Origin of the sequence: Spongiactinospora gelatinilytica (assembly GCF_003236385.1) — a bacterium.
Taxonomy (GTDB): domain Bacteria; phylum Actinomycetota; class Actinomycetes; order Streptosporangiales; family Streptosporangiaceae; genus Spongiactinospora; species Spongiactinospora gelatinilytica.
Genome location: NZ_POUA01000007.1, coordinates 1 through 24,747 on the forward strand (window position 1 = coordinate 1; position 24,747 = coordinate 24,747).

Below are 24,747 nucleotides of genomic sequence, written 5' to 3' on the forward strand. Positions count from 1 at the left end.
GGTGGTGGTGTCGCTCGGGGCGGACGGGCTGGTGGCGGTCACGGCGGAGGGTACGTGGCGGGTGCGCATGCCGTACCCGGTGGCGGGCAACCCGACCGGCGCGGGTGACGCCGTGGTGGCCGGGCTCGCCCAGGGCCTGGTCACCGGCGTCCCCTGGCCCGACCGCCTCCGTACCGCCGCCGCGCTGGGAGCCGCCGCCGTGGCCGCGCCCGTCGCCGGCGACTTCGACGTCACCCTCTTTCAGAGCATTCGCCATCGCATAGACGTCCAGGAAGAGGAGTGACACCTTGCCTTTGGTCAGCACCGGGGACATCGTCCGCGCGAGCGTGGGCGGAGTCGGGGCGTTCAACGTGATCCAGCTTGAGCACGCCGAGGCCATCGTGGCCGGCGCCGAGCGGGCCGGGGCCGGGGTCGTACTCCAGATCAGCGAGAACTGCGTGCGCTACCACGGCGCGCTCGCCCCCATCGCGCTCGCCTCGCTGGCCGTGGCGCGGGCCGCCGCCGTACCCGTCGCCGTACACCTGGACCACGCCACGGACCGCGCGCTGGTCGAGGAGGCCGTCGGACTCGGCGTCGGGTCGGTGATGTACGACGCGAGCGCGCTGCCCGACGCGGAGAACGTACGCCGTACCGCCGAGGTGACCGCGTGGTGCCACGAGCGCGGCGTGTGGGTGGAGGCCGAGCTGGGCGAGGTCGGCGGCAAGGACGGCGTACACGCGCCGGGCGCGCGCACCCGCCCGGACGAGGCCGTCCGCTACGTCGCCGACACCGGCGTGGACGCGCTGGCCGTCGCCGTGGGTACGTCGCACGCGATGACCACCAGGGACGCCACGCTGGACCTCGCCCTGATCGCCGACCTGCACGCGACCGTCCCCGTGCCCCTCGTCCTGCACGGCTCCTCCGGCGTCCCCGAGGAGACCCTGCGCGCCGCCGTCCGGCACGGCATGCAGAAGATCAACATCGCCACCCACCTCAACAAGGCGTTCACCACCGCCCTGCGCGACCGCCTGACCGCCGACCCGAACCTCGTGGACCCCCGCAAATACCTCGCCACAGCCCGCGACGCGGTATCCCAAGAGGTCGCCCATCTGCTGACGGTTCTGACTCTTTGACCTCCTCCCCGGGCCTTCGTCGGCGTTCATAGAGCCGGTGGCCGATCACATCGGGGCGCGCGAGCGACGATACGACTTTGCGGCAAGGACGGCGTCTGGAGCGACCCACTCGACCCGTGCCGACCAGCGTCACCGGCTGCGGGGATGCTCGGTTTCGGTGTACGCGGGGAACAGTTCGGCCGCCGCCGCCTCCAGCCGTGCGACGTCGGCCGGGGAGTGCCGCGCCGGGCGGCGTAAGACCCAGCCCGCGACCATCGACGCGCGCAACATGCGCACACCGTCCACGCTCAGGCCGCGCAGCGGCACATGCGGGCCGTGTACCGCCAGCACCGGCGTGACCTCCACCGGCGTGTTCAGCCGGCCGCTGAGCGCGGCGGCCACCGAGCGGGTCTCGTACCGTACCGACTTGACCTCATCGGAGCCCCAGCGGCGGCCGACGTTGACGTATCGGCCGCGGCGGGTGATGCGCCGGTCGCGGGACCACGCCTTGCTGTCGATCACGTAGACGCCGGACGGGCCGATGGCCAGATGGTCGAGGTTGGCGCGGCCGGTCGGCAGTGCGCGGTCGTGGAGCACCAGGTATCCGGCGGCCTCCAGACGGCGGAGCCGGCGTGCGGTCCGCCGCTCACCCTGCGCACCGCGACGCCAGGTACGGACCGCCTCATGCCTGCGCCACTGATACACCGTGTCGGCCGCTCCGGCGACGACCGCGAACAGCAGGCCGCCCTCGAAGCCGATCACGATCCAGCCCGCGACGCCGGCGACGGCCATCACGGCGCCGCGGATCACCAGCCGCCGGGTGCGGCCTGCGGCGAGTTCGGCGCGGTAGCGGGCGTACGCGGACGCGCCGGCACCAGACGACCGAGGACGCGGCGATGGAGCCGCCGGGGGAACGGGGGACGCCGAAGCCATCGGAAGGACCTCCAAGCGAGCAGATACCGGGGGAATGCGCGTGCGGAGGAGCTACACAGAGCGTACGTGTGGTCACCGACAAAAGGGGGCGAATCCATAGAAGCCGGCGGCTCGGGCAAGGCGCTCAGGATGTTGTCGGCGTGCTCACCGGATCACCGCCGCGCTGGAGGCCGAAGTGCCCGACGTCGTGCTGATCCGGGTGGCGCGGTGGCTGACCAGCCGCCCGGCGAGCGGGCCGCTCACGCCCTGGCCCACACTCGTGCGACGCGCATGACGGGGAGATCCAGCGGCTTCAGGGGTGGCGGGACTTCGCCGAGACCGCCGACGAACTGCGCCAATGGGCGGCAGCGACGACACCCCACGAGGGATACGACTGGGTCTACGTACTCAACGGAAGGCTCCGGCCAAGCCCGCGGAGTTCGACACGCGCACCCCGCACTGGTTCGGGGCGACCAGCACGGTACTAGGGAAGGGGCATGAGCGCGTAGACCACCTTTGTCCAAGGTGGGGGCGCGTCCTTTGGGAAGCGGTATCCCCAGCTCGCCGCCAGGGCATCGACGAGGGCGAGGCCCCTGCCGCTGAGGGAATCGAAGGCGACCTCTCCGCGTGGCTCGGGGGCGTGCGGGTGGGCGTCCCATACCTCGATGACCAGGGCGTCGATGTCGGCAGGCACTTCCAGGACGAGGCGGATCAGGGACTCCCCGGCGAGCAGGGCACTCAGCTTCGGCTGCTTTTCGGAAAGGCCGGCGGCCTCGATGGCGTTGGTGACCAGTTCGCTCACCACTGACCGGGCGTTGTCCACGAACTCCTCGTCCACGAGTCCCCATCCGCGAATAGTCGCCGCCGAATATGCGCGCGCGAGGTACGCGGAATTGGGGAGCGCGACGAGGGTAAGTGAATCGCGGCGACTCGCGATGGTTGCACTAATTTGGATAGCCGTCATTTGACGTCACCCTTGCGTAGTGGCGAAGAATCGTGTCTCATACATTGCCGTAGCAACGACTCGGCCGATCCGAATATCGTCCGACACAGAACGTCAGGTGGCTCCAACTGGTGTGCCCAGATGTGAGCTTCTTGCGTCCGGCCCTCGAGGAGCCGCCTATGGCCAAGGAAAAGAATACCTCCCCAAAGGATCAATTCCGGCAAGAGCTGCGGAAGTGCCGAACCGCCAAGCAGTGGACGCATCGGGCACTGGCCAGCCGCCTCAACTGCGGCCACAGCCTCGTGGGGGCCATCGAGCGAGGTACCAGAAATCCGCAGCTCAGGTTCGCGGAGAAGTGCGATGAGGCATTTGGCCTGGATGAGCGCTTCGTCAAGCTTTGGAAGCGGATGAACAACGCTTTCAGCGGAGCTCAGTGGTACGCGCACTGGGCCGACGAGATCGAACCCGAGGCGCGCACCCTTCGCTCCTGGGTTCCGCTGATGATCCCTGGGCTGCTCCAGACCGAGGAGTACGCCCGCGCGATGTTCACACTCGGCATTGTCGAGGAGGAAGAAGTCGAAGATCACGTACGTGCGAGGTTGGCCCGACAGACCATCCTGGGGCGCGAGAAGCCGCCTACGCTGTGGGTACTGGTTGACGAATGGGCACTCCAGCGCCAGGTCGGCCCCCCGGAAGTGATGGCGAGACAGCTCGACCACCTGCTAACGCTTTCAGGACGCTCCAGGGTGCACATCCAAGTGCTGCCCGCCGACCCGGAGACCACCGCAGGGCTGGCCGGAGGCTTCATGATCGCGGAGATCGACGACCAGCCGACCACGGTTTACATAGATTCAGCGGCGCAGGCAGAAGTGACATCAGACCCTGAGCTGGTATCCATCATTCTGCGTAGATATGACAAACTTAGGGCGGGCGCTCTTCGCGTTAGCGAATCACAACAAGTGATCAAGAGGTGGCGGGACTCGTGGACCAGCAAGTAGGCCTTGATGGAGCGATATGGCGGAAAAGCACCCGCTCCTCCGACAACGGGGGTGACTGTGTAGAGGTGGCCACCAACCTCCCCGGCCTCATCGCCCTACGCGACAGCAAAGACCCCACCGGCCCCACCCTCACCTGCACCCCAGCCGAGTGGACCGCGTTCCTCCACCGGGTCAACGACGGCGTGGGGCCTACGGCGATGCGGCCCAGAACTGAACCTTCAACAGAGTGAAGCTGACCAGGTCCGGAGTGAATTCTTCATGCCCGAGGGATTTACGGTAGACCCTGGCATTCCAGTCGCCGTCCGGCCGGCCGAGGTCGAATTCCTCGCCGTAGGACGTCCCGCCCGAGGCTCCGCTGATCGCGGGCACTCGCCCCGTCGTGAAGCGCACGCTTCCGGTCCAGTTCCTGTCCCAGGAGGCGAGGAGCGGGGGCGTGTCGTCCCAGAGTTCGTACTTGATCAGGCACCTCTCGCTCCGGCGCTCGTTGATCACGATCCCGTTCTCGCCGGTCGTGATCCACTCCGCCGGATCGCCGCTGATGTCGTAGAGAGCCCACGTCTCCTCGGCGTCCGAGACACCGTGCAGATACTTCGATATCTCGTTCGGGTCGAGAAGTTCGGCGATAATACCGGCCATGGCTGAGGATATTCCAATACGTCACAGGCGGGAGTGCGGCTTGGCCGGACCGCCCAGCGCGGCCCGGCCAATCCTATGAGGCCACTGGAGATCGACCCAGTATTCTCGGTGCCGTCTATCCAGGCGACCGAGAAATTGTGCGGAGGGTTGACACGTACCACCCCTTGCAGGGTCGATCCGACGGGTCGAGTTCCTTTTTGGAGACGCCGTTACACTCTGGCAACTTGTTCCAGCTACCGCCTGGGATGTTCTTGGGCCGCTCGTCGCCGACCCCGGCTCCTTCAGGCCCTCGGCCGCCGCGCTCGGCCTCTCACGGCCAGAACTGCAGGGTGATCAACGTCCGCTGGACGACCTCCGGCGGGAACGCCCCGTGGCCGAGCCGCTCGCGGTGGACGCGGACGTTCCACCGTCGGCCGGGCCGACCGAGATCGAACTTGCTGTCGGCCAGATAGGTGCCGTCGATGGCCTCGGGCTGGATGATCCCGGACTCCAGATAGACGGTCCCCTGCCAGGTCGATGCCCCGGGCGGGTGCGCCGCCGGCTCGCCGTCCCACAACTCGTACCTGACGAGGCAGCCCTGTTCGATCGGCTCGTCGATGACGATCCAGTTGTCCCTGGCCGCGGCCCATCCTCCCGGCTCGATGGCGTACTCGTCAGGGGATTCCTGGGCTGCGGTGTCCACCACGCCGGCGAGGCCATGAGTCGGGTCGTCGTCCAGTAATTCACTGATCAATGCGGCCATGCTGCCTGCCTCCGCGGTTCGAGGGTGGTGGCGATGTCGGGATGGGGTCACCGCGCGAGCGCGGTGACCCCATCCCACCTCATCGGACGGCTACGGCGCTACGGGAGCTCGATGTAGAAACCGTCCTTGTTGATGATCCGGTTGTTCCAGTACCAGGCCTTCAGCACGTTGCCGTGCTGAAAGTTCATGGTCTTGTTGATCCTGGCGACGGAGAAGTTGTGGTCAGGATTCGCGCGTGCCGCCCCTTGATAGGTCGACTCGAAGGGGAACTCGTCGCAGCTCTTCTTGTTCTGATCCTCGACCGGGACCTCATTCTTGCAGACACGGGCTGTCGCCTTGTAGTTCGCCTCCCTCGTGGCCTTGAACGCCGCCCGGGTCAGCCTTGACGCGATGCTGTTCCCGGGAATGTTCTTGCGTTCGTTCTCGGTGTCGGGGAATGACTTCCCGCCGGCCAGAGGGTAGGTCTGGTCCGGATCGTAGAAGGCCCTTGAGACGTGGAAGTAGATGTCGTTGAAGTGGACTCCCCGCGGGTTGACGTCGTCCAGCCGCATGACCATCTTCGTGACGGCGTTCATGTGCACGCAGCCGCCGCCGTTCTTGTTGTGCCAGCCGATCGTCGGCGAGGCGTCGCAGCGGACGAAGGAGGGGAGGCCGACCGTGCTGCTGAACTCCCGTGGTCCCTTGTCGAAGGGGCTCTCGCCGTGCACGTAGCTATTGACCGTGCACCTGCCCAGCTTGTGGAAGCCCTCCCGGTACGGGTCGGAGTAAGTCTCCGTCATGTGCCAGCCGGGTTGCTGCGACGACGCCGTGGCCCACTGGGCGACGGTGTGCATGCCGAGCATGCCGGAATCCGATTTGTCGTAGCAGCGGGTCGGGTTCTGGTCGGCCGGCACCGTGGTCAGCACCTCCGAGCCGAACGCCACCCTCTTGGGCTGGTAGCCCCAGCTCTTGTCGGGGAGCAGCGAGATCCTCTTGTCCACTTGGAAGATCCGCTGGGAGACACGGGTACCGGTGTGCATCATCTGGAAGCCGTGCAACTGTCCCCTGAGCACCGCCGAGGAACTGCCCGGCGTCCCCTCCCAGACGTTCACCACGAACCTGGTCAGGCGGCAGTGTGAGAAGCGGTTGAGGGTGTAGACGCCGCCGGAGGACGCGCGCCCGGCCTCCCGGTAACAGTCCTGGGGGGTCGCCCACTTCGGTTGCTCCGCCCCGGTGGGCAGGGTGGTCTTGAGGTCATCGGGGGTGGTCGGAGGGTCGGCGGCGGGGCGCGCCGTGACCTTGGGGTTCCGGTCGACCATGATGGTCTGCCAGCCGGTCCAGTCGCCTGTGACGCCGCCGGTGGTGACCCGGGCCCGCCAGCGCACCTCTGAGCCCGCCCGCAGCCGGTCCTTGGGCACCCGCAGTGTGGCCTGCGCGTCGCCGGGTCCGGCGGTGGCCTGGCCGGACCAGATCGGCCGCCGGTCCGCGCCCGGCTTGTCCGCCTTGCCGGTCTTGGCGCCGGTTTTGGCAGCAGGGGCACGGGCGACTTCGACGTCCACCTTCGCCTCGCCGTCGCGCCTGGCGGGCAGCCAGGTGGTCAGGCGGGGGGTGAGGGTGGAGGTGACGGCGACGCCGTCCGCGGTGCGGGCATCGTCCACGGTCAGCCTGGCGATCTCGGGTGCCGAGTTCGTGGTGATGTCCACGCGCTGTTGCCGCGCGGGCGCGGCGGCACCGACCGGCTTGTTCATGTCGGCCTGGATCTCGGCGGCGGTCTGGGCCCGGTTGTAGACGCGTACCTCGTCGATCAGGCCGCTGAAGTACTCGTCGTCCCAGACGGCGTTGCCGCCCAGGCGCAGGTCACCGGCGTCGTCGACGAGTTCGCCGGTGATCGGGTAGGCGTCGGCCTGCACGCCGTTGACGTACAGGTAGGCGACGTTGCCGTTGTAGGTGAGGGCCAGGTGGCTCCACTGGTTCAGCGGCAGCGGGTCCTCGCCCCGCACCCCGCGGGGCGCGTCGGCGAGTTCCACCGAGCCCATGGGCAGGGAACCGCCGGAGTCGGAGTAGAGGGTGTAGGAGCCGTCCGTGATGTTCTCCTTCATCAGCACGGTGCGGTAGCCGCCCGACGCGGTGGGCCGTACCCAGGCCGACACCGTCAGTGTGTCGGTCATGCGCAGCGACTGGGCGTGCGGGACGGTGACCCAGCTGGTGGAGCCGTTGAAGGACAGGGCCTTGCCGTGCCTGCCGGCCGCCGCCCAGGTGGTGTCGGTGGCCGTGCCGATGTTGTTCTTGCCGGAGGAGTCGCCGACGATGGTGCCCGCGCCCTCTTCCATGCCGTAGGCGGCCACCAGGCCCGGGTTGGCCGGTGGGTCCGTGACGGTGGCCGCGGCCTCGTTCGATGACGGGCTGAGGTTGCCGGCCGCGTCGAAGGCCCGGACCCGGTAGTGGTAGGTTGCGGCGGCGAGGCCGGCGTCGGTGAACGTGGTGGCCGTCGAGGAGCCGACGGCGTTCGCGGCCGACGGGGTGAACTGCGGCGTCGTGGAGCGGTGGATCGAGTAGCCGGTCACGCCCACGTTGTCCGTCGAGGCCGTCCAGGTGAGTTGCGCGGTGCCGGCGCCGCCCGTCGCGGTGAGCGAGCCGGGTGCGCTCGGCGCCTGGGTGTCCTGTACCGGCGGCCGGCCGACGGGGGTGTTCATGTCGGTCTGGATCTCGGTCGCGCTCTGGGCGCGGTCATAGACGCGTACCTCGTCGATCAGGCCGGCGAAGAACTCGCCCCAGGCGGCGTTGCCGCCGATCCGCAGCGGGCTGCCGTCGTCGTACAGGCTGCCGGCCAACGCGGTCTGGCCGGCCTGCTGTCCGTTGACGAACAACCGCAGCGCGGCTCCGTCGTAGGTGAGCGCTACGTGGCTCCAGGTGCTGACCGGCAAGGGTGAGGCCCCGTCGACGGTCGTGGGGGTCTCCGGATCGGTCTGCACCCAGCCGGAGGGGACCGTGCTGTTGGAGGCGTACAGGGTGTAGGAGAGCGCCTCCTCGCTCAGTTCCTTGCCCAAGATGGGGCTCCAGGAGGACACGGTGGCCGGGTTGACCCAGGCCGAGAGCGTCATCCCGGTCGTCAGCCGTAGCGAGGCGGCGTCCTGGACGGTGACCCAGCTTGAGGAGCCGTTGAACGACAGCGCTTTGCCGTACTTGCCGTTCGCCCAGGTCGTGGCGCTGCCGGTGCCGGTGTTGTTCTTCCCGGAGGCGTCGGCCACGTTCGTGCCCGAGCCCTCGTTCATGCCGTAGGCGGCCACCAGCCCCGGGATCGGCTGCGGCGCGTCCGCGGCCGTGGTGAACGACCAGATGTGCGGCGCGGCCATGACGTTGCCCGAGGTGTCCTTGGCCCCGCTCACCTCGGCCGTGAACACGGTGGTGCCGGCCAGCCGCTGCTGCGGGGTGAAGGTCAGCACCTTGCCCTCGGCGTCCATCGCGGACGTGCCGGCGACTGCGGCGCCCTGGGCGTTCTTGACGGTGATCTGCGCGTCCGACACCTTCTCGCCGAAGGTCGCCCGCACCGGTGCGTCGACCGGCACTCCGGTGGCGTTCGCGGCCGGGCTCGTCCCCGACACGACCGGCGGGGCGGTGTCCGGCGCGGCGGTGGTGAAGGACCACGTCCGGGGGGTCATCACGTTCTCCGCGATGTCCTTGGCGCCGCTCACCTCGACGGTGTAGGCCGTGTCGCCGGCCAGCGCCGCGTCCGGGGTGAAGGTCAGCACCTTGTGGGAGGCGTCCAGGACGGCGTTCCCCGCGACCTGCGCCCCTTGCGGGTTCTTGACGGTGACGGCGGCGTCGGTGACGTACTCGCTGAAGACCGCCACGACCGACGTCGTGGTGGGGACCCCGACCTGGCCGCTCGCCGGGCTGGTCTCCGTCACCGTGGGGGGCGTTGTGTCGTCCTCGGGGAGTGGGTTGATGTCGGGCTCGGGCTCTTCCGGCGGCGCCTCGGGATCCGTGTCGATCCCCTCGATCAGTTCCTCGTCGGTGAGCCCTTCCGGATAGTAGGCCTCGGTCAGGGAGGTCTGCGCCGAGCTGTTGCCGGCCACGGCGTTGGCCAGCGCCTCGTCGTCGGTCATGACGCGCGACGGGGGAAGCTCGTCGTAGTGGACGTTGCCCGCGGCCACCCATGCCTGGTCGTCGGCGTACGACGCCGCGGGCGGCTCCTGGTCGCCCGGGTACGTGCGGAGCACGATCTGGTGCTCCTTGACGCTCGGGATGTACTCGATCATGAGGGCGGGCGGGTGGCGGTAGCCGGGATAAGGCTGGCCGCCGCCGAACTGGCTGGAGTAGTACTGACGCCAGTTGATCGCCGCGGTCTCGCTGGCGGCCCGCAGCACCATGCCGTGGTTGGGCACGCCCTGCTCGATCCAGGCGCGGGCCATGCCGGTGACCCGGTAGAAGAGTTCGTCGTCCTTGGCGCACCAGGTGGCGGGGTCGGCGTCGTAGTTGTAGCCGGCCCGGTTCAGCCCTTCGGTGCCGGTGGCCGAGGGCTGGTTGGTCCAGTCCAGGCTGTCGGCCGTCCCGTCCAGGGTCCACGGGCCGGTGACGCGCGCGGCCACGATGCCCGCGCCCAGCGGGTCGCCGCACAACTGGCCGTTGGGCCCGCCGGACTTGTAGTTCCACATCCTCAGGTCGGCCTGAACGACGGTGGCGCCCTTCAGCACAGGGTCCGTGGTGTCGAACTTCATGTAGACGCGGGCGATGTCCGCGCTGGTCGAGGTGGTGCCCGCGCGAAGGTACCCGGCCGCCGCGTTGTTGTTGTAAGGGTCGTTCTTGCTGACCCAGGCGTCCTCGGGGGCGCCGCCGCCGAACCATTCGGAGGCGGCGGCGATGGTCACCGGGTAGGCCACCGCCGGGTCGGCCAGGAACTTCGCGTCCGGGGAGAACACCAGCTCCGAGGTCTTGCCGGAGGTCTCCACCCGGGCCTTGACCGGGGAGGTCCTGCCCTCGCCGGGGGCGGCCTCCACCTTGGCGTCCGTCGCGGTCAGCACGACGGGCGCGGCCTTGGCCCTGCCCTTGGCGTCCTTGAGCTGCGGCAGCCCTTGGGACGTCTCACCGAATTCGGTGCCCTCGGGCAGGGTGAGCGGCAGGCGTACGGTGACCGGGCCGGCCGGCTTGCGCCGGAAGACCACCTGGGAGACGAAGCCGTCGGCCTGGGCCTGCACCACCAGGTCGGCCCCGGGGGCGATGGCGTCGGGGTAGGTGACGGCGTTGCCGGAGATCTTCGGCTCGGGCAGCGCACGGGTCACGCCCAGGCCGGTACCGCCGTGCTCGCCGGTCGCGGACACCAGGTGCTTGGCGCCTCGGCCGCCGAAGGTCAGCGGGGTCTTGACGCGGGCGGCCTGGAGCTTGCCGTCGCGGGTGACGATGCGGGTGTCGATGGGTTCCCAGGCGCCGCTGGCCTTGTTCTTGAGCTGGATGGGGCGGGTGTGCAGCTCGGCTTTGAGCTTCTTGCCGTCGGGGTCGGCCCAGACCTTCATGGTCTCGGTGAACTGGGCGGGGACTTCGATGGGTTTGCCGGTCTTGGCGGCTTTGTCCCAGGCGCTTTCGAGCGCGGGGTCCTGCGTGGCGCCTGCTGGTGTGGAAGTCGAGGCGGGGGGCGGTTTGGTTTCCTGGGCGATGGCGGGCGCGCTCATCAGGGAGAGCGGCAGCGTCAGAGCCGTGATCAGGGCGGCGGGGCGGCGCGTCCGGCGAGGTCGGCGGGACGCTAATCGGCGCTTGTTCATGCACAACCTTTCGAACAGATGTATGAAAGTGGGCCGATCATCACATAAGGAAGGTAGAAAAGTAAAGATCGTTTCGAGTAACGGGAACGGGATCCTCCGTCATTACGTGAAGTGATCCACTTGCGGCTCAGCGCATGATCGAAGGTGAGCAGAGGCATCGTGAACAGGGAGTTCGTCGCATCCGATGGCGACGGCACGATGCTGGTCGAGCCGGGCGATACCTCGCTCCACAGCGTGGCGTAACCGGTCGAGCACCGGGCCGAAGGCGGGGGCCCCTGGACTACCTCGCGGGGATGGTGGCCTTGATGCCGCACCCGGCCTGGGCCTCGGGTCGCCCGCATTCAAGGCATGGCACCGGATACCGCCGACTCGCGGCGGTGAACGGCGGGTCAGGCGGTCCTATCACGCCCGGAAGTACCACTCATAAGTGCGTGGCCGGGGACCTTGCCGTGCCGTCGCGCGCGGTGAGCGCCCTGGGCAGTGCCCTTCGCCCCTGCCCACAGGCCATATGCGCCTTGGCGACCGGCCGCTCGCGCGGCGGGCGGTCCATCGCCACGGTCAGCACCGGGCGGCTTGGCGTCCGGGTGAGAGATCCGGCCACACCCGTCAGAGCCGGCGCAGGACCGGCGTCGGCGTGTGGCCGGAGTGGTCGATCAGCGGGGGGCGACGACGACCTCTACCCGCTGGAACTCCTTGATGTCGGAGAAACCGGCGGTGGCCATGGTGCGGCGCAGTGCGCCCATCAAATTCATCGAGCCGTCGGCCACCGTGGAGGGGCCGTGCAGGATCTGCTCCAGAGTGCCGACCGTGCCGAAGGTCACGCGCCTGCCGCGGGGCAGGTCGGGGTGGTGGGCCTCCGAGCCCCAGTGGTGGCCCCGGCCGGGGGCCTCGGCGGCCCGGGCGAGCGGTGAACCGACCATGACGGCGTCGGCCCCGCAGGCGATGGCCTTGGCGATGTCACCCGAGGTGCCCATGCCGCCGTCGGCGATGACATGAACGTACCGGCCGCCCGACTCGTCCATGTAGTCGCGGCGGGCGGCGGCCACGTCGGAGATGGCGGTGGCCATCGGCACGGCCACGCCGAGCACCGTGCGGGTGGTGTGGCCCGCGCCGCCGCCGAAGCCGACGAGCACGCCGGCCGCGCCGGTGCGCATCAGGTGCAGCGCCGCCGTGTAGGTCGCGCAGCCGCCGACGATCACCGGTACGTCCAGCTCGTAGATGAACTGCTTCAGGTTGAGCGGCTCGGCCTGCCCGGAGACGTGCTCGGCCGACACGGTGGTGCCACGGATGACGAAGATGTCGACCCCGGCGTCGATCACCGCCTTGTGGTGCTGGGCGGTGCGCTGGGGTGACAGCCGGCCCGCGGCGATCACGCCCGCGGCGCGGATCTCCTCGACGCGCCGCCCGATCAGCTCGTCGCTGATCGGCGCGGAGTAGATCTCCTGGAGCCGCCGCGTCGCCGCCTCGCCCTCCATCTCGGCGACCTCGGCGAGCAGCGGCTCGGGGTCGTCGAAGCGGGTCCACAGCCCTTCGAGGTCGAGTACGGCAAGCCCGCCCAGCCGCCCCACGTCGATCGCGATCTTGGGGGACACGACGCTGTCCATCGGGCTCACCACGACGGGCAGCTCGAACCGGTAGGCGTCGATCTGCCAGGCGATCGAGACCTCTTCGGGGTCGCGGGTGCGGCGGGACGGCACGATGCCGATCTCGTCGAGCGCGTAGCCACGCCGCGCGCTCTTGCCTCTGCCGATCTCCACCTGAGTCATGCTGTGCTTCTTCCTGGCCGGAACTGCTAGCGGCCGTGGTAGTTGGGCGCCTCGACCGTCATCTGGATGTCGTGCGGGTGGCTCTCGGTCAGGCCGGCCGCGGTGATGGGCATGAGCTGGCCCCGCTCGTGCATCTCGGGGACCGTGCGGCACCCGGTGTACCACATCGCCTGACGCAGCCCGCCGATCAACTGGTGGGCGACCGCCGCGACCGGGCCGCGGTAGGGCACCTGGCCCTCGATGCCCTCGGGGATCAGCAGGCTCTCGTTGGCGACGTCGCTCTGGGAGTAGCGGTCCTTGCTGTAGGAGCCGCCGCGCTCGCGGTTGCGCATCGCGCCCAGCGAGCCCATCCCGCGGTAGGACTTGTACTGCTTGCCGTTGATGAAGATCAGCTCGCCCGGCGACTCCTCGCACCCGGCGAGCAGGCTGCCCAGCATGACCGTGTCGGCCCCGGCCGCGAGGGCCTTGGCGATGTCGCCGGAGTATTGCAGGCCACCGTCACCGATCACCGGGACCCCGGCGGGGCGGCAGGCCAGCGACGCCTCGTAGATCGCGGTGACCTGCGGCGCGCCGACGCCGGCGACCACCCGGGTGGTGCAGATCGAGCCCGGCCCGACGCCGACCTTGACCGCGTCGGCCCCCGCGTCGATCAATGCCTGGGCGCCCGCCCTGGTGGCGATGTTGCCGGCGATCACATCGGCCGCGCCGTTCTTCTTGACCTTGGCGACCATCTCGTACATGCCCTGGGAGTGGCCGTGCGCGATGTCCACCACGATCACGTCGGCCCCGGCCTCCAGCAGCGCCATCGCGCGCTTCTCGGCGTCGCCCGCGACGCCCACCGCGCCGCCGACCACCAGCCGGCCGTTCACGTCTTTCGTGGCCAGGGGGTACTGCTCGCTCTTGGTGAAGTCCTTCACCGTGATCAGGCCGCGCAGCCGGCCGCCCGCGTCGACCAGCGGCAGCTTCTCCACCTTGTGCGAGCGCAGCAGCTCGAACGCCTCGTCGCGGGACACGCCGACCGGGGCGGTCACCAGCGGCATCGGGGTCATCACATCGCGGACCGGGCGGCTCTGGTCGGTCTCGAAGCGCATGTCGCGGTTGGTGACGATGCCGACCAGCACGCCCTTGTCATCGGTGACCGGGACGCCGGAGATGCGGTAGTGGGCGCACAGCCGCTCGACGTCGGCCAGGGTGTCATCGGGCGAGCAGGTGACCGGGTTGGTGACCATCCCGGCCTCGGACCGCTTGACCAGGTCGATCTGCTGGGCCTGCTCCTCGATGGACAGGTTGCGGTGCAGAATGCCGATGCCGCCCTGGCGGGCCATCGCCACCGCCATGCGGGCCTCGGTGACGGTGTCCATCGCGGCGGAGATCAGCGGGATGCGCAGGTTCAGTGACCTGGTCAGCCGCGTGGTGGTGTCGGCGTCGCCGGGCTGCAGGTCGGAATACGCCGGGACGAGCAGGACGTCATCGTACGTGAGCCCGGTCTCGGTGAACTTGGCCATGCTGGTAACCCCTCTGCCGTGGCGCGCCCATGATGCTGGACCCCGGCCGTGGCGAAGCCCTTGTGGAGCGGTACCAGATCAGTTTAGTGGGCGCATGGAGCGTTGACATGCGGGGCCAGCACCGGGGGCGGCGCGTGGGCCCGAGGTCGGACGACGATCCCCACGTACCGCCGTCCGGCCACGGGCCCACGAGTCGTGACACCCACCGACATGGCACGGGGCCGGGCGACGACCGGCCCCGGTCCGTGCTCGGGGGCACGTGGCCGGAGACGAGAAGACGGGAGATCGGAAAGGTCGGTGTTCCCCCGATCCCCCGCCACCGGCACCGACCGGCGGAAAGCGCCTGCCACCGGATCCCCCTCCGTCTCCGGTCAGCGGGCCGCCTCCGACGGGCGATGCCGACGCTGTGTCAAGCCTGCGTCACCCCGCGTCATTGCGCAACGAAAGAACGTGCAACTGCACAAAGTTGCAACCAGGTTGCACGGACTCCGCCCAAGCCCAGGACCACCGCGCCGTGACCGGGTTATCCTCACGGCACATCGCGTCCCCCAGGAGCCCCGCCGATGCGCAACGACTCCCACACGCTACCCGACCCGCTCGGCGGCCTCGGCCTCACCCCGGCCCAGGCCGTGCTCTACACCACGATCCTCCGGCTGCACCGCGCCTCACCCGCCGAGCTGGCCGCGGCGACGGACCACCCGCAGGAGCGGCTGGGCGAGCAGCTCGCCGCCCTGGTACGGCTGGGCGTGGTCGACCAGCGTTCGGGCGAGTACTTCGCCAGGCACCCGGCGGCGGCGCTCGGCCGGCTGGTCGCCGACCGGCTGGACCGGCTGGCGGCCGAGAGCAGGCAGATCGACTCGGCGCTGAGTTCGATCAGAGAGCTGATGCGCGACTACGACGCGGGGCACGACCTGCGCAGCGGCCCGTTCCCCGTGGAGCAGGTCAGCGGCGCGGACGAGCTGTTCGAGAGCGTGGTGGGCATGGCGGTGGACGCGCCCCCGCTCGACGTCTGCGCGGCGATTCCGGACCATCGCACGATGGCCGACTTCGCCAGGAGATATGCCGACACGTGGGTCGATACGCAGCGGCGCGGGCTCATGTCGCTACGCATGATCGTCCCGGTGGAGTCGCTGAGCGTCCCCGGCCTGGCCGGCAAGCTCCAGGAGCTGACCGCGGGCGGCGGCAGCGCGCGCACCCTCGACCGCGTGCCGAGCTGGTTCTTCACCGCCGGGCACGACACCGCGGGGCTGCCCGCCCTGTGGGGCGGCAACCCGCCCGACCACGGCTACAAGTGCTACTTCGTGCGGGCCTCAGTGATGGTCGGGGGGCTGCGCTCGCTGTTCGAGGAGCTGTGGGCGCGGGCCGAGCCGCTGCCCTGGGCCGGTTCGGCCGACGGCGTGGTGCAGGTGCTGCGGCTGGCGGCGCAGGGGATGTGCGATGAGCTGATCGCCCGGAATTTGGGGGTTTCGGTACGCACGGTACGGGCACGCTTCGCCGACGCGATGACCGAACTCGGCGCGCAGTCCCGCTTTCACGCGGGCGTGCGGGCCGCGCGGCGAGGATGGCTGAAGGAGGCGGACCGGTGAGGCGCACGGCGACCCCAACACCGAGCGCGAACGGCGACGGCAAACAGTGCTTCATCAGGCGCGTCACACACCGAGCAAGACGGGGAGCCAGACTATAGGCTCTTTCCCCATAGTCGTTGACAAGGTGGGATGCGTGGAAGATCTCCCCCGCGACCCGTTCGCGGACGATCCTGAAGACCCGGCCGGAGCCTTCAGCGGGCTCACGGAGAGCGAACCGCTGACGCCCGCCGAGCGCGACGAGGCGATCACCGACCTCGCCGACGTGGAGGTGTTCCGCTCGCTGCTGGAGCCGCAGGGCGTGCTGGGCCTGGTGCTCGACTGCCCGGAATGCGGTGAACAGCACTACTTCGACTGGGACCTGCTCCGCGGCAACCTGCGCCAGATGATCGACAACGGCCGCCCGCAGGTACACGAGCCCGCCTTCCAGCCCAACCCGACCGACTACGTGAGCTGGGAGTACGCCAGGGGCTACGTGGACGGCGTGATCGACACCGAGGAGCGGCGCTGATCGACGTCGTCGATCAGCGCCTGTAGCAGGCGGACCGCCGGGTCACCCGAGTCGGCGGGCGCCTCCCGGCGGGACAGCTCGCGGCAGATCATGTCGTCGGCGACCACACCCGACTCCTCGCCGCCGGGCCGCAGCGAGCGAGCCTGACAGTAGGGGTCGAGCGCGCTCAAGCGATCGACTCCAGCTCGGCCATCGCGCGCAGTCGCGCCAGCGCCCGGTGCTGGGCGACCCGAACCGCACCTGGTGACATGCCGAGTACATTACCGGTCTCTTCGGCGGACAGTCCGGAGACCACGCGCAGAATGATCAGCTCGCGCTGGTTGTCCGGCAACCGCGACAGCAGCCGCCGCGCGTGCTCGGCCTCGATGTAGCGGACCACGGTCTCCTCGGGCCCAGGGCCGTCGTCAGGCCCGTCGGGCAGGTCCTGTGTCGGTACGGCCGAGCGCACCGAACTCCGGAGCGCGTCGGCCACCTTGTGCGAGGCGATGCCGAAGACGAAGGACGCGAACGGCCGTCCCATGTCGCGGTAGCGCGGCAGCGCGGACAGCACCGCAATGCACACTTCCTGAGCGACGTCATCGGCAATGTGATACTGCCCCGCTACTCGGCCCAGTCGTGCACGGCAATAACGCACCACCATCGGGCGCAACCGCCCGAGCAGTGTTTCGATCGCACTGCGATCCCCCTGAACGGCCAGGCTCGTCAGTTCCCTGAGGTCGGACTCATCCGATCTCGTCGCAAGCCTTACCCCACCTATGGCGTCGGCGACGCTTCCCTCGGTCACGTTAGGCATGATGCCCGTACTGATCGGGCCTGTCGTCATGGCGAACGGCTACGGATTGGTCACATTGACGGGACGCTGACCCCCCGTAATCGAATGACGACAGTGCGGATTAATTGCCATGCAATATTTCCGGGGATTAGCCAATATGCGGCCTATTGGGGCGATCCTTGGACGACGCTTTAAGCCCGGCGTAGGTTTACCGCGAAACAGATTTCTATCCGACACACTTGCGTCTCACTGATCACATGCCCGCGGAATGGCGCCGCCACACGGGGGCGGGGCGACGGCCCGCGGGCGTACGGCCCGCTGGTACGCGAACGGCCCGCGACCCCCCGTGAGAGGGCCGCGGGCCGTACGTGAGAGCCCTTACGCGGGGGCGGTCAGTGCCCGTGGCCGTGACCGTGACCGTGACCGCCGCCTGCGGCCTCGGTCTCCTCCTCGGGCTTGTCCACGACGAGCGCCTCGGTCGTCAGCAGCATGCCGGCGATCGACGCGGCGTTCTGGACGGCCGAGCGGGTCACCTTGACGGGGTCGTTGACGCCCTGAGCGATCAGGTCGCCGTACTCGCCCGTGGCCGCGTTGAACCCGTGACCCGCCGCAAGCTCGGTGACCTTGGAGGTCACCACGTAGCCTTCGAGGCCGGCGTTCTCGGCGATCCAGCGGGCCGGCTCGACGAGGGCCCGGCGGACGATGGCCACGCCCGTGGCCTCGTCACCGGTCAGGCCGAGGTCGCCGAGGTCCTTGCCGACGTGGATCAGGGCCGAGCCACCGCCGGAGACGATGCCCTCCTCGATCGCAGCGCGGGTCGCGGAGATCGCGTCCTCCAGGCGGTGCTTCTTCTCCTTCAGCTCCACCTCGGTGGCCGCGCCCACCCGGAGCACGCACACGCCGCCGGCCAGCTTCGCAAGGCGCTCCTGGAGCTTCTCGCGGTCCCAGTCGGAGTCGCTCTGCTCGATGGCGAGCTTGATCTCGCGGATCCGGTCCTCGATCGCGGACGCCTCACCGGCGCCGTCCACGATGGTGGCGGTGTCCTTGGTGACCACGATCCGGCGGGCCGTGCCGAGCACGTCCAGCCCGACGTGCTCCAGCTTCAGGCCGACCTCCTCGGACACCACCTGACCGCCGGTCAGGATGGCCATGTCCTGGAGCATCGCCTTGCGGCGGTCGCCGAAGCCGGGGGCCTTGACCGCGACCGAGGTGAAGGTGCCGCGGATCTTGTTGGTCACCAGTACGGCAAGGGCCTCGCCCTCGACGTCCTCGGCCACCACGAACAGCGCCCGCTTGGTCTGGGCGACCTTCTCCAGCAGCGGCAGGAAGTCGGCCACCGAGGCGATCTTGCCCTGGGTCAGCAGGATGTAGGCGTCCTCAAGGACGGCCTCCATCCGGTCCTGGTCGGTGACCATGTAGTGCGACAGGTAGCCCTTGTCGAACTGGAGACCTTCGGTGAACTCCAGCTCCAGGCCCATCGCGTTGGACTCTTCGACGGTGATCACACCGTCCTTGCCCACCTTGTCGAACGCCTCCGCGATCAGGTCGCCGATCTTGGCGTCCTGGGCGGAGATGGTCGCGACGTCGGCGATCTCCTTCTTGTCGACCACCGGGCGGGCCGACTCTAGCAGCTTCTCGCTGACCGCCTTGGCGGCCTTGTCGATGCCGCGCTTGAGCGACATCGGCTGGGCGCCCGCGGCGACGTTGCGCAGACCCTCGCGGACCATCGCCTGGGCCAGCACGGTGGCGGTGGTCGTGCCGTCACCGGCGACGTCGTTGGTCTTCGTCGCGACTTCCTTGGCGAGCTGGGCGCCGAGGTTCTCGTACGGCGCATCGAGCTCGACCTCGCGAGCGATGGTGACGCCGTCGTTGGTGATGGTCGGCGCACCGAACTTCTTGTCGATGACCACGTTGCGGCCACGCGGGCCGAGGGTCACCTTGACGGCGTCGGCGAGGGCGTTCACGCCACGCTCAAGAGCGCGGCGCGCGTCCTCCTCGAAAGCCAGGATCTTCGGCATGACAGTCCTCTCTAACGAGCCAGGGAGGCTCGGGGGCACAGCGGAAGACGCATCAGAGCCCCGGGTGAGGTGCGCCCGGGGCTCGGATACGTCATGTGAGTAAGCCCCGTGGGCGCTTACTTCTCGATGATGGCGAGCACGTCGCGCGCCGAGAGCACCAGGTACTCCTCGCCGCCGTACTTCACCTCGGTGCCGCCGTACTTGCTGTAGAGGACGACATCGCCCTCCTTGACGTCGAGCGGAATCCGCTTCTCGCCGTCCTCATCCCAGTTGCCGGGGCCCACCGCGAGGACCTTGCCCTCCTGCGGCTTCTCCTTGGCGGTGTCCGGGATGACCAGGCCAGAGGCGGTGGTCTGCTCGGCTTCAAGCGGCTGAACCACGATGCGGTCGCCGAGCGGCTTAACGGGAACCTTGGTGGCGGTCGTCACGATCGGACCTCCCCTTCAGATTTCGATTATCTAGAAGAGGCGACCAGCGGGGCCTGCCGTCGCGGGTGTCAGACCTGCCTCGTCGCATGTTGGCACTCTCAAGGGGAGAGTGCCAACACGAAACAGTATGCAAGGGTGCGCGAGTCGTCAACACGAACCGCTCGCAGGTCAGGACCTATCCTGTCCGCCCAGAGAGGAACGCGTGTCGCTACGGGCGGAAGAGCAGGCAGGGGTCCACACTACGCCCACACACTTGATCATGGTTCGTGGTCTGGACTTCGGGGCCCGCCAGGACGCGCGAGAGACCGGACACACGAGGGAGCCGGCGCCTCGCGGCGCCGGCTCCCTCAGTGGGCGATCAAATCCCCCGTTGATCACGGATACCAGATTAGTTGTTGTTCTGGTAGGCCCGGATGCTGCAGTCGACAGGCTTGCGCGTGGCGATGGTAACCGGGGTGAGAGGAATCACCGGGATAATGATGTCGCCGATGGCCTGGTTGCCACAGACGACGATGTTGTCCGACTGCCGAGCAACATTGCCGCCGTCGTCGGGCCCGATGGTCGCGTGGGCCGGAGCGGCGAGCCCCACTCCTGCAAAAGCCGCGAGCACCGCACCACCAAATGCGAGCTTCTTGAGCATCTAAATCTCCCGATCGATCTCGGATGAGGATCCAGCTCGTACCACCTGAAGGCCGAGCCGATAGCAAGTAGACCCACCTGAGGCCCGAACAGCAAGCCAATTGCACCATAACTGCCGTAAAGAAAAGGCAAATCACCATCCCGGGCAGGTGAATTCATGCGAGCATTCGCGGGCCACATCGGGGGAATTCTCACGGTTAAGGCTTCTGACGGTTTTCGGGTAGGCGAATTGGAGATTTCCTACCTCAGGGGCTTATAGGAAGACTGTCCGGATCTTCCCGCTACCCAGCGCGTACCCTTGCGTGACCGAGACCCCCGCCGGGAGCACCGCGGAGTCAGGGAGTTCGGCCGTACATGCGATCGGGGGAGACTCCGGATGGGAGGGTCCCATCGGTGTCTCCCCCGTGGCCTTCGCACGAGCTGGAGCGTGAAGGTTCAGCGCGCGCCCGTGGTGGAAGGCGTACGCCGGCGCGGGAACGATCGGCCAAGGCCCTGGCCCGAGGTCCGCGCCGGCGTCCGGTCACCCCTTGTGAACGACTCAAGCGGCTCAGTTCTGGTAAACGCGAACGCTGCAGTCCACAGGCTTCTTCGTTGCGACGCTTACCGGGCTGAGGTTGAGCAGTGTGACGATGATGTCACCAATGGCGCTGTTGCCGCACACGATCACGTTGCCGGACTGCTGGGCGGTATTGGTCTCGTCCGCCGGCCAAGGTGCGGCCGCCACCGCCGGTGCTGCGACCCCCGAGACGGCGAAAGCCGTCAGCATCCCGCCGATTGCGAGCTTCTTGAGCATCTGAATTCTCCTGATCGATCTTGCGTGAGGTTCCGCACTCGCCACCCGAGCACAGGACCGATTGCAAGTAGACCCGTACCAGTCACGAACAGCAAGCCAATAGCACCGTTATTGCCGTAAAGAAACGGCAATCAACCGGATTTTCGCTTTGCGGACTTCAACCACCTGATGCCCATATTCCAATAAATCGGACTTCACGCACGCAGCGTGCCTACCACTACAAAATTCGCAACCAACAAAAAAGGGGCACCGCAGCGTCAGCAGCGGTGCCCGCACAGCCGGAACATCTCCCGGAACGGTCCGTTGACTCCTCCGCATGGATGAATCCGGAGGATTCCAGCCCTCGCGAGCCGGATCTTCCCGCTTCACCGGCGACAGGCCCGGCGGCTGGTTCTCGCCGCCGGGCGGGGCCGCTACGCGGCGGGTTCGCTTTCCTCCCCCGGGCTGAAGCCCGGGGTCTCCAACGAGGGAGTCCCGATGAACGACCCTGAACGACCCCGGCAACTCGGCGACCCCGGCGACCCGGCGGTGGCCGTCCATGCGCCGAGGACGATCCGCCGGATTCGCCGGATCGGTTCACCGAATTGGTTCACCGGTCGCCGTGAGTTCCCTGGTCAGAGGTGGCATGCGAGGTATCGCACCCGATCGGGCAAATGCACCGAGGGCGGCCAACGGCCGTCCTCGCCCCTCGTCGCCGGCACGGCCGATGAATGGAGATCGACGGTGGTTCACGGGCCGTCGTCTCCCGCCGTACCTCGGACGACGGCCTCCAGGTAGAGACGGCGGGCTGGAGGCCCTCGTCACGAAGTCTCCCTAGCGGCCTCTGCTTCCGCCACCCATCAGGAAGGGGAACTCAGTGTCTGCGGCTCAGTTGCCGGTGTTCTGGGTGACCCGGATGCCGCAGTCGACCGGCTTGCGGTCGGCGAGAGTCACCGGCGTCAGGTTGAGCAGGTTGACGAACACGTCGCCGATGGCGCTGTTGCCACAGGTGATCGTGTTGCCGTTCTGCTGCGAGGCGTTGATCTCGCCCCCGGGCCACGGCGTGGCCGCGTGGGCCGGTGCGGCGAGCCCCATGCCGGCGAATGCGGCGATCATGGTCCCACCGAGTGCGAGCTTCTTGAGCATTTAAATCTCCCGATCGATCTCGGAACGAGAATTCAGCTCGTACCACTGACGGCCGAGCCGCTAGCCAGTAAAACGGCACGCGACACGAACGGCAAGCCAATCACCACTCCGGCGACCACAAAAAGAACCCCAACGGAGGCCATGCGCCGTTCCAACGATCTGGGCCCGGTGGGCGCGTACCCTAATGCGCACTGAGCGATGGCTTGACCTAGCGGCATGGACGACAAACCCCGACACCAGAGCCGGTTAGGCGCAGATCTGGCGGAACAAAAAAGGAAGCGGGTGTCACGGCTTTCACCGCGACACCCGCAAGCCCAACTTTATCCTCGCGAAGCCGATGCATCCCCAATAATGGATTTCGTAGCATCAGAGGCGTATACCCTCGAAGGTCCGCCGATCACGCCGGCGCGTGCAGACCTTACGATCCTCATCGCGTCGAAAGTGAACGAACAGACCAGGAATGCCGATAAGCGGACCCGCCGCCGCCCGGCCCCCTCTCGCTCCCCCGGCCCTGGCCGGCCGCTCCCGCAGGTGAGCGGCCGGCCAAAGGTGCCCGACCGGCCAGAAGTACACGGCGGCGAAGGTTCCACCGCAGCGCCCCGTGAACGAATCGATGCTCCGGCACCCCCCCGTCGAGGCTCGCCGGGGGCACCTTAGTTCTGGTGCACCCGGAAGCTGCAGTCCGTCGACTCGTTGTTGGAGTTCGTGACCGGGGCCAGCGGGATGATCGTGATGAAGATGCCCCCGATGGTGCGGTTGCCGCAGACGTTAACATTTCCGCTCTGCTCCGCAGCGTTGCTGTCCCACCCATCACCGGCATGCGCCGGCGAGGAAAGTCCCAGGGCGGCGAAACCCGCGACAACGGCACTGCCGACGATGAACTTCTTGAGCATGTCAATCTCCCGTTCGATCTGGTCTGATAGCCCGGCCTCCCTCCTTGGATGCCGAGCCACTAATTAGTAGACCTGAGACATTGTGCTAATAGCAAGCGAATAGCGGTAAAGAAAGCCCAACTCTTACCGGTACACCCTTAGTATGATAAATGCGACATACGGGGCGGGCGTATCCCTCTAAATTGGACTCCATCCCACCAAACCTCTCAGTAGCAATATTTCCCTCCGGTTCAATGTCGAGAGCCGGTCGATCGCGAGCCGCCATGGCAAGCGCGATGGTCGTGTCCCGCAGCGTGCTGGAATTGCGACGACCAAGCCCGCCCCCAGCGGGCAGGTGGCGGACCGGCCCGGCGGCCGGAGCAACCACCACCGCCCCGTACACCGAACCCCGTGAGAACGCGGCTGAGGGCCGCCCGGCCGTACATGGTCAGAGGCAGTGGCGCTTCGTGCTCGCGGGCTCTGCGGCGCGCGCGACGGACCTGCGTTCGCGTGTGAACCGCCGGGCGGCTTCGGCGGCGGGCCATCACCTGGCCAGGTCCGACGCGCACGCCAGGCGGACCTGCCTCGGGTGCCTCGGCCAGCGGAGGGGCCGGGGATCAGGCTCGGGGGGACGTCGCAGATCCGATTCGGGCGGAGTGGTCCTCGAAACCGCATCGCACTACGGGAAAAGGCGCTCACACCAGGGGCGACCTGCCAGGCCGGGCGCTGTCTCAATCCAGACCACATTGCTGAGGGCGCCTCGGCGGGAGTGCGAAGGGACCGCGCAGTCCCGCCCGGCGGGGGGCACCACAAAAGGGGGCCGGCATGACCACTGCCGGCCCCTTGGGGTGAACGACACCCGGCCCCGCTCGTCGCGGGACCGGGTGCGCGTGTCGTCGTGTCAGTCCTAGCTCAGGACGGCGCTGTTGCGCTCCGACTCCTCGAAGACCCAGCCCTCAAGCTCAAGCCCGGACTTCTTGTGCCCGGGCTTCTTGTACTCCGGCTTCTTGTAGTCGGACTTCTTGTACTCCGGCTTCTTGTACTCAAACTTCTTCGACTCGTGCTTCTTGTTCTCGGCCTTGTCAACCTCGACGTACGTGTTCTTCTCGTACTTCTTGTCTTCCTCGTAGTTCACGTCCGTCGAGTCGTCCTTGTTGAACGAGTCTTTGGCCGTCGCCTCCTTGTTGTAGGAGCCCTTGGCGGAGTCGTCCTTGTTGAAGGACTTCTCGACTTCGAGCTCACGGTCGTGAGAGTCCTTCGACTTCTTGTTCTTGAAGTCCTTGTTGAAAGAGTCATCGGTGTAGACGTACCGGTCGCAGTCGCTACGGCTCTGCTTCTTGTCCTGGGCGTTGTAGATGCCGTCGAACGACGTGCCCACCCAGTGACCGATGTTCCTCTTGTCGACGTCACACAGGTAGACGTAGTACACCGTGTTGACGGTTTCGTGCTTCTTCTCGGCAGGCTTCGTCGGCTCGGTGCCGGCGTTCGCCTGGGCGGCGAAGGTCATGGCCAGACCTGCGGCCAGCAGGCCCGCGGTTGTCATCTTCCTGATCATCGCTTTGCGACTCCGTACTTCGTGCTCGCCAGGCAAAAGTTGGATGGTCTCGAATCGAGCTCACCAACTCGCCACTCGAATCTTCCGTCGTCTTGAATACCGCTGATCCCAGAAAGACAAACA

The 24,747-nt window shown here is 67.9% G+C and carries 22 protein-coding genes; 6 read left to right on the top strand and 16 right to left on the bottom strand.

What is annotated here, in order from left to right; translation table 11 throughout:
• Both C1I98_RS01595 and C1I98_RS01600 read left to right on the top strand, forming a co-directional pair.
• On the top strand, window positions 1-283 hold a 283-nt coding region (locus C1I98_RS01595; RefSeq protein WP_233506992.1), incomplete at its 5' end, for a PfkB family carbohydrate kinase.
• Window positions 284-287: 4 nt separating this feature from the next.
• On the top strand, window positions 288-1,112 hold the full coding sequence (locus C1I98_RS01600) for a class II fructose-bisphosphate aldolase (protein WP_111165253.1): 825 nt from the start codon (window positions 288-290) through the stop codon (window positions 1,110-1,112).
• A gap of 129 nt (window positions 1,113-1,241) precedes the next feature.
• Here the strand turns inward: C1I98_RS01600 and C1I98_RS01605 are convergent, their stop codons facing one another.
• Window positions 1,242-2,024, bottom strand: a complete 783-nt coding sequence (locus C1I98_RS01605) for a nuclease-related domain-containing protein (protein WP_146607238.1) — start codon at window positions 2,022-2,024, stop codon at window positions 1,242-1,244.
• A 463-nt stretch (window positions 2,025-2,487) separates the two neighbouring features.
• Window positions 2,488-2,967 (bottom strand): ATP-binding protein, encoded by a 480-nt coding sequence (locus C1I98_RS01610; RefSeq protein ID WP_111165255.1) that lies wholly within the window; start codon window positions 2,965-2,967, stop codon window positions 2,488-2,490.
• A gap of 158 nt (window positions 2,968-3,125) precedes the next feature.
• Here C1I98_RS01610 and C1I98_RS01615 point away from each other — a divergent pair, with 158 nt between their 5' ends.
• Together C1I98_RS01615 and C1I98_RS01620 are read left to right on the top strand one after the other, a co-directional pair.
• Window positions 3,126-3,944: a helix-turn-helix domain-containing protein gene (locus C1I98_RS01615; protein WP_146607239.1), complete on the top strand. Its 819-nt coding sequence runs from the start codon at window positions 3,126-3,128 to the stop codon at window positions 3,942-3,944.
• Window positions 3,929-4,174 (top strand): DUF397 domain-containing protein, encoded by a 246-nt coding sequence (locus tag C1I98_RS01620; protein ID WP_111165296.1) that lies wholly within the window; start codon window positions 3,929-3,931, stop codon window positions 4,172-4,174. Before C1I98_RS01615 ends, C1I98_RS01620 begins: the two co-directional genes overlap by 16 nt.
• Here C1I98_RS01620 and C1I98_RS01625 read toward each other — a convergent pair.
• From C1I98_RS01625 to guaB, 5 genes are all read right to left on the bottom strand, one after another.
• The gene (locus C1I98_RS01625) at window positions 4,134-4,580 is read right to left on the bottom strand and encodes a hypothetical protein (protein WP_111165257.1); all 447 of its coding nucleotides are present in this window, start codon (window positions 4,578-4,580) and stop codon (window positions 4,134-4,136) included. The genes C1I98_RS01620 and C1I98_RS01625 overlap by 41 nt on opposite strands.
• A gap of 310 nt (window positions 4,581-4,890) precedes the next feature.
• Window positions 4,891-5,313 carry a hypothetical protein gene (locus tag C1I98_RS01630; RefSeq protein WP_146607240.1) on the bottom strand — a complete coding sequence of 141 codons (423 nt, stop codon included), beginning with the start codon at window positions 5,311-5,313 and terminating at the stop codon, window positions 4,891-4,893.
• Window positions 5,314-5,420: 107 nt separating this feature from the next.
• Window positions 5,421-10,967, bottom strand: coding sequence for a LamG-like jellyroll fold domain-containing protein (locus C1I98_RS01635; protein ID WP_111165259.1), 5,547 nt, complete (start codon window positions 10,965-10,967; stop codon window positions 5,421-5,423).
• A 743-nt stretch (window positions 10,968-11,710) separates the two neighbouring features.
• On the bottom strand, window positions 11,711-12,814 hold the full coding sequence (locus C1I98_RS01640) for a GuaB3 family IMP dehydrogenase-related protein (RefSeq protein WP_111165297.1): 1,104 nt from the start codon (window positions 12,812-12,814) through the stop codon (window positions 11,711-11,713).
• Window positions 12,815-12,849: 35 nt separating this feature from the next.
• Window positions 12,850-14,328: an IMP dehydrogenase gene (guaB, locus tag C1I98_RS01645; protein WP_111165260.1), complete on the bottom strand. Its 1,479-nt coding sequence runs from the start codon at window positions 14,326-14,328 to the stop codon at window positions 12,850-12,852.
• 563 nt (window positions 14,329-14,891) lie between these two features.
• On the opposite strand from guaB, the gene C1I98_RS01650 reads away from it, so the two are divergent.
• Together C1I98_RS01650 and C1I98_RS01655 are read left to right on the top strand one after the other, a co-directional pair.
• Window positions 14,892-15,914 (top strand): helix-turn-helix transcriptional regulator, encoded by a 1,023-nt coding sequence (locus C1I98_RS01650; protein ID WP_111165261.1) that lies wholly within the window; start codon window positions 14,892-14,894, stop codon window positions 15,912-15,914.
• A 133-nt stretch (window positions 15,915-16,047) separates the two neighbouring features.
• A complete protein-coding gene (locus tag C1I98_RS01655; RefSeq protein ID WP_111165262.1) occupies window positions 16,048-16,422 on the top strand; it encodes a DUF5319 domain-containing protein in 375 nt (124 codons plus the stop codon).
• Here C1I98_RS01655 and C1I98_RS01660 read toward each other — a convergent pair.
• The 9 genes from C1I98_RS01660 to C1I98_RS01700 form a co-directional block, all read right to left on the bottom strand.
• Window positions 16,383-16,592: a hypothetical protein gene (locus tag C1I98_RS01660; protein ID WP_111165263.1), complete on the bottom strand. Its 210-nt coding sequence runs from the start codon at window positions 16,590-16,592 to the stop codon at window positions 16,383-16,385. The genes C1I98_RS01655 and C1I98_RS01660 overlap by 40 nt on opposite strands.
• On the bottom strand, window positions 16,589-17,215 hold the full coding sequence (locus tag C1I98_RS01665; RefSeq protein WP_111165298.1) for a sigma-70 family RNA polymerase sigma factor: 627 nt from the start codon (window positions 17,213-17,215) through the stop codon (window positions 16,589-16,591). The genes C1I98_RS01660 and C1I98_RS01665 overlap by 4 nt, the downstream gene beginning before the upstream one ends.
• Window positions 17,216-17,586: 371 nt before the next feature.
• On the bottom strand, window positions 17,587-19,212 hold the full coding sequence (gene groL, locus C1I98_RS01670) for a chaperonin GroEL (RefSeq protein WP_111165264.1): 1,626 nt from the start codon (window positions 19,210-19,212) through the stop codon (window positions 17,587-17,589).
• 116 nt (window positions 19,213-19,328) lie between these two features.
• Complete coding sequence (gene groES / locus C1I98_RS01675) at window positions 19,329-19,640, bottom strand: co-chaperone GroES (protein WP_055482820.1); 312 nt, start codon at window positions 19,638-19,640, stop codon at window positions 19,329-19,331.
• A 388-nt stretch (window positions 19,641-20,028) separates the two neighbouring features.
• Window positions 20,029-20,280 (bottom strand): hypothetical protein, encoded by a 252-nt coding sequence (locus tag C1I98_RS01680; protein ID WP_111165265.1) that lies wholly within the window; start codon window positions 20,278-20,280, stop codon window positions 20,029-20,031.
• A gap of 546 nt (window positions 20,281-20,826) precedes the next feature.
• Window positions 20,827-21,072, bottom strand: a complete 246-nt coding sequence (locus C1I98_RS01685; RefSeq protein WP_111165266.1) for a hypothetical protein — start codon at window positions 21,070-21,072, stop codon at window positions 20,827-20,829.
• A gap of 867 nt (window positions 21,073-21,939) precedes the next feature.
• On the bottom strand, window positions 21,940-22,197 hold the full coding sequence (locus C1I98_RS01690; RefSeq protein WP_111165267.1) for a hypothetical protein: 258 nt from the start codon (window positions 22,195-22,197) through the stop codon (window positions 21,940-21,942).
• A gap of 653 nt (window positions 22,198-22,850) precedes the next feature.
• Window positions 22,851-23,090: a hypothetical protein gene (locus tag C1I98_RS01695; protein WP_111165268.1), complete on the bottom strand. Its 240-nt coding sequence runs from the start codon at window positions 23,088-23,090 to the stop codon at window positions 22,851-22,853.
• Window positions 23,091-23,976: 886 nt separating this feature from the next.
• Window positions 23,977-24,624 carry a hypothetical protein gene (locus C1I98_RS01700; protein WP_146607241.1) on the bottom strand — a complete coding sequence of 216 codons (648 nt, stop codon included), beginning with the start codon at window positions 24,622-24,624 and terminating at the stop codon, window positions 23,977-23,979.
• Window positions 24,625-24,747 lie beyond the last annotated feature (123 nt).